This window comes from Luteibacter sp. P4_D7_3 (assembly GCF_056401735.1).
Genome location: NZ_JBFUIT010000339.1, coordinates 1 through 4077, shown reverse-complemented (window position 1 = coordinate 4077; position 4077 = coordinate 1). Strand labels below are relative to the sequence as shown.

General features: G+C 63.5%; 5 protein-coding genes. All 5 read right to left on the bottom strand.

From position 1 onward, the window contains the following. Positions 1 to 901: ABC transporter permease (locus AC1DSN_RS19375; RefSeq protein WP_477332299.1), on the bottom strand; the 901-nt coding region annotated here is incomplete at its 3' end. Between the two features lie 29 nt (positions 902 to 930). Then, the gene (locus AC1DSN_RS19370) at positions 931 to 1641 is read right to left on the bottom strand and encodes an ABC transporter ATP-binding protein (RefSeq protein ID WP_063571321.1); all 711 of its coding nucleotides are present in this window, start codon (positions 1639 to 1641) and stop codon (positions 931 to 933) included. Positions 1642 to 1676: 35 nt separating this feature from the next. Then, the gene (locus AC1DSN_RS19365) at positions 1677 to 2948 is read right to left on the bottom strand and encodes an efflux RND transporter periplasmic adaptor subunit (protein WP_063571322.1); all 1272 of its coding nucleotides are present in this window, start codon (positions 2946 to 2948) and stop codon (positions 1677 to 1679) included. Between the two features lie 168 nt (positions 2949 to 3116). After that, complete coding sequence (locus tag AC1DSN_RS19360; protein ID WP_477332297.1) at positions 3117 to 3680, bottom strand: hypothetical protein; 564 nt, start codon at positions 3678 to 3680, stop codon at positions 3117 to 3119. Between the two features lie 134 nt (positions 3681 to 3814). Beyond that, positions 3815 to 4006 (bottom strand): hemin uptake protein HemP, encoded by a 192-nt coding sequence (gene hemP / locus AC1DSN_RS19355; RefSeq protein ID WP_477294131.1) that lies wholly within the window; start codon positions 4004 to 4006, stop codon positions 3815 to 3817. Positions 4007 to 4077 lie beyond the last annotated feature (71 nt).

Sequence of the window (4077 nt, the reverse complement as noted above, 5' to 3'; positions counted from 1 at the left end):
CCCGTTGCACGTCAAGCCATGTCATGACGTCGCGCACCTTGACGTTCGGCGCCCAGCGGAATCGACCCGCTGCCTGCTGTGCGGCGGCATAGCCGGTCACGTACTGGCGGTACGCATCCGCGTCGGCCTTGGCAGGCAGTTCGCTCCACAGCGACAGCCAGATGYACTCCGAGCGGAGGTAATTGTCCCAGCCCTCGCCGGGCTCCTCGACGCAGTTGTTGTTGCCGTCGTTGGGCATCTTGAGATCGATCGCGCGGTTGAATGGCACGTAGACCGAGGCACCTTCGTCGAAGCCACCCGTATTGGGCACGTCAAAAAACAGCGGCTGCGGCGCCCAGTCCTGAATGACACCGGTGATGCGAAAGAGGCGACCATCCAGGTTCACCTGCTTGCCCACGCTCTGGCCACCGTTGAAAAGCTTGTCGTTGAGCGACTTGCTGATCACGGCAACGCTGGCGTGCTTGTCGTCGTCTTCCCGGGTCCAGCCATTGCCCTGGATGAACGGTACGTCGAACATCGGGAAAAAGTCCGAGCCCGTCGCATACGCGCCTTCGCGAACGGGGAGCCTCGAGGGATCCTCGGGAATCACCGAGACGCCCACCGGATAGGTAATCGCCTGGCGTTTTGCCTTGTGTGCGTTGAGCAAAGCGGTGGCGTCCTTGTAGCTCAACGCCGCAGGCGGCTCGCCCTTCTCGAGCTTGTCGGGGCCCCAGTTGTCCAGCTGGGTCATGTACAGCTGGCTCGACTTCTGCGGTATAGGATCGCGTGACGTGGCGCGAAACACCGAGTACGTCGTCATCGACGCGGCGACGCCGAAGCCGATGGCCATCACCATCAACCCGGTGAGGACCGGGTTGCGGCGCAGGCTGCGCAGGCCGAGCTGGAGGTAGTAACTGAACATGGGTGTCCCCGGGATATTGGGCGGACGGATCAGGAATGGGCGACGTTGGGCTGCGCGTGGAAGCGCGGCTCTTCGGAAAGGTCCACTACCTGGCCATCGATCACGTGCACGTTGCGCTGCGCACGTGCGGCGAGTTCGGGGTCATGGGTCACCATGACGATGGTGGCGCCTTCGCGATGAATCTCTTCGAGCAGTTCCATGACGCCGCGGGCCATCTGCGTGTCGAGGTTACCGGTCGGCTCATCCGCGAGAAGCAGACGCGGCGAACCGGCAAGTGCGCGGGCGATGGCGACACGCTGCTGCTGGCCGCCAGAGAGTTCCGCCGGGTAGTGCTTGGCACGCGAGGCCAGGCCTACGCGCTCCAACGCATCCATGATGCGCTGCTTGCGCTCGGCGGCTTTCATGCCGCGATAGCGCAACGGCACTTCGACGTTATCGAACACGTTGAGGTCGGGAATCAGGTTGAAGGCCTGGAAGATGAAGCCGATTTTCTCGTTGCGGATGCGCGAGCGGGCGTTGTCGTCGAGCTGGCTGACTTCGACACCGTCAAGGTGGTACTGACCGCCGGTGAAGGTTTCGAGCAGGCCAGCAATCGTGAGGAACGTGGTCTTGCCCGAACCGGAAGGTCCGGTGACGGCGACGAACTCGCCTTCCTTCACGTCGATGTTGAAGTCGCGCAGGGCGTAGGTCTCGACGACTTCCGTGCGGTAGACCTTGGCGAGATGGGTCATCTTGAGCATGGCGGTTCCTTCGTTGGTAAGGGAATGGTGTTGGTTCAGCGGCTGATGGCGATGTGTTTGGCGTCGCCGAAGGTGTCGGCACCGGAGATGACGATCTTGTCGCCCTCTTTCAGGCCGCTCAGGATTTCGACCTTGTCGATGCTGCTCGCACCGACACGGATGTCCCGGCGATCGGCCATGCCGTCAGCAACGACATAGGCGTAGCGGCCGGCGCTTTCGTCGACGAAGGAGCCGCGCTGCACGGTGAGCACGTTGTCGCGCTTGTCGAGTAGCACACGTACCGAAAGACGCTGGCTCTGGCGCAGCTGGCTGGGCGTGGCGCCGTCGAAGCGAAGGCGTGCAGCCACTTCGCCATTGACCACTTCCGGCGAGATCGCACTGACCTTGCCGTTCCATACCTTGCCGTTGCCGCTGATCTCACCGGGCATGCCGATGGCGAGGTCGCGCGCAAAACTCTCGGGGACTTTCATCTCCACCTGGAGGGCGGAAAGATCGATCACGCTGAGCAACTGCGCGTCTTTGGCGACGGTAGCGCGTTCGGCAATGAACGCCTGGCCCACCTGGCCGTCCACCGGCGACTTCACGTTGAGTTCTTCCACCTGGCGTTCGAGGTCCTGCACGAGCAGCACCTGGCGGTCGTAGGCGAGCTTCTTCGCCTGGATGTCGAAGGTCAGGCTGCCGTTGTCCGTGGTGAGATCGGACTGGGCATGCTTCACCGTGACGTCGGCCTTCTCGAGCGCGGACTTGGATCTGTCGACATCCGCGACGGGTACCGCACCCTTGGCAAAGGCGCCTTCGTAACGCTTGAGATCGCGCTGGCCTGCGGTCTGGTCGATGATCGCGTTGTCGTAGGCCTTCTGCAGTTCCGAGCGTTTCTTCGTCGCGTCAATCTGCGCACGAAGGAATTCCACTTTTGCAGCGTCAGCGGCAGAGCGTTCCTGGGCCAGCTTGGCGGCGAGGTCCGGACTGGTGATGGTGGCGAGTACCTGGTCCTTCTTCACCACGTCGCCCGGGTGCACGGTCAACACCACCGCACCGGCGGAGGTGGCGTACAGCGTCGGGCTGACCGCGGCGACGACCTTGCCTTCGGCGGCGATGTCGCGGACGAAAGGACCCCGCGTTACCGTGGCGAAGCTCAGGCGCGAGGCACTCACCGAGCTGTCGGCGGAAAACATCGTGGCGATATGGGGGGCCGCGAAAGCGAGTGCAGCGACCACGGCAATGCCGGCACCGATGTACATCAGCTTGCGGTTACGGTTGGAACCGACTTCGACGAGGCGGTCCGTGGCGGAGGTATCGCGGATCATGCTGGCTTCCCTGGATTCTCTTGAGGGATAGACAGCAAACGGCGTGCCAAGCCACTACTTTCATTTAAAACATATAGTTACAGGAGATCTTCAGGGACGGCGTCGTGTCCGCGGACAGAATGTCCGGACACCGGGCCGGTCGGACAGACCGCCCGGACAGACCCGCCGCTAGACAGTGATACCCACCGACTCCGAGACCGCGATGTCTCGCGCCACGCCACGGCCGAGCGAGGAGATGAGCACGTCGCGCGCACCCAGCACGGTAAAACCGACCAGGCGCCGACGCGTGAAGGAGAGGACCCGAGCGCGCGAGGCACGTAGCCATTCGCGGTCGGGCAGTTCACGGTTCGGCGCATCGACGGACGTCGCATCGACGAACAGGCCGTCCCAGGCGAGGTAGTCCGTGTCCGGGAGGAGGTAGACGCGCGCGAGGGCCTCACCCTCGCCGCCCACGCAGTCGATCCACTCACGCGGACCTTCCGCCGTTATCGCACAGGTGAGGCCGACGTAACGCGTGGTCAGAAGTGGCGCGAGGTCCGCGGACTCAACGAGGCAGCCATACGCCGCGTTGTCCTGGAGGGGGCAGGCCGCCGACCTCGGTGCGAGATACAGCACACCGCCAAGCTGGCCAAGGCCTTCGACCAGCGTACGTGGCGTGATCGCCAACCAGCGCGTGGTCGGGGTGGAACGGGCTCGCGAGTGCATACCGAACGAAGCTAACCAGCCGAACATGGCGCGTCTCCCGGGTGACTGCCGGAATGGGATGCCTGGCTGGGCGGCCTGGGAGGGCCCGCGTGGCTTGGCGTCGGGGAGAAGGTCCCAATGAGAGAAGGCCCCATTGGAGAAGGCCCTACTGAAGCGGGCCCTTACTTGGTAAGGATGAGCTTGTCGTTGCGCGTGAGGCGCAGATGGTACTCATTGCCCTGGTGCTCGATGACGAGCTCCCGCGAGCCGTCGAGCAGACGCGTGCTTTCGATACGACGGGCAACCACCGGGGCGGCACGCAGCGCAACGACCTTGTCACGGCCGCCGTTATCGGTCAGGGGAAGCGATCTCATCAACATGGCTCAGCTCCGAGGGTCTGGGTTCGGCTTTGATGATAACGATTCTCATTTACACGTCAAGAGGC

Coding starts and splice junctions, on each gene's coding strand:
- AC1DSN_RS19370 (WP_063571321.1), bottom strand. CDS start 1,641: ATGCTCAAGATGACCCATCTCGCCAAGGTCTACCGCACGGAAGTCGTC.
- AC1DSN_RS19365 (WP_063571322.1), bottom strand. CDS start 2,948: ATGATCCGCGATACCTCCGCCACGGACCGCCTCGTCGAAGTCGGTTCC.
- AC1DSN_RS19360 (WP_477332297.1), bottom strand. CDS start 3,680: ATGTTCGGCTGGTTAGCTTCGTTCGGTATGCACTCGCGAGCCCGTTCC.
- hemP (WP_477294131.1), bottom strand. CDS start 4,006: ATGAGATCGCTTCCCCTGACCGATAACGGCGGCCGTGACAAGGTCGTT.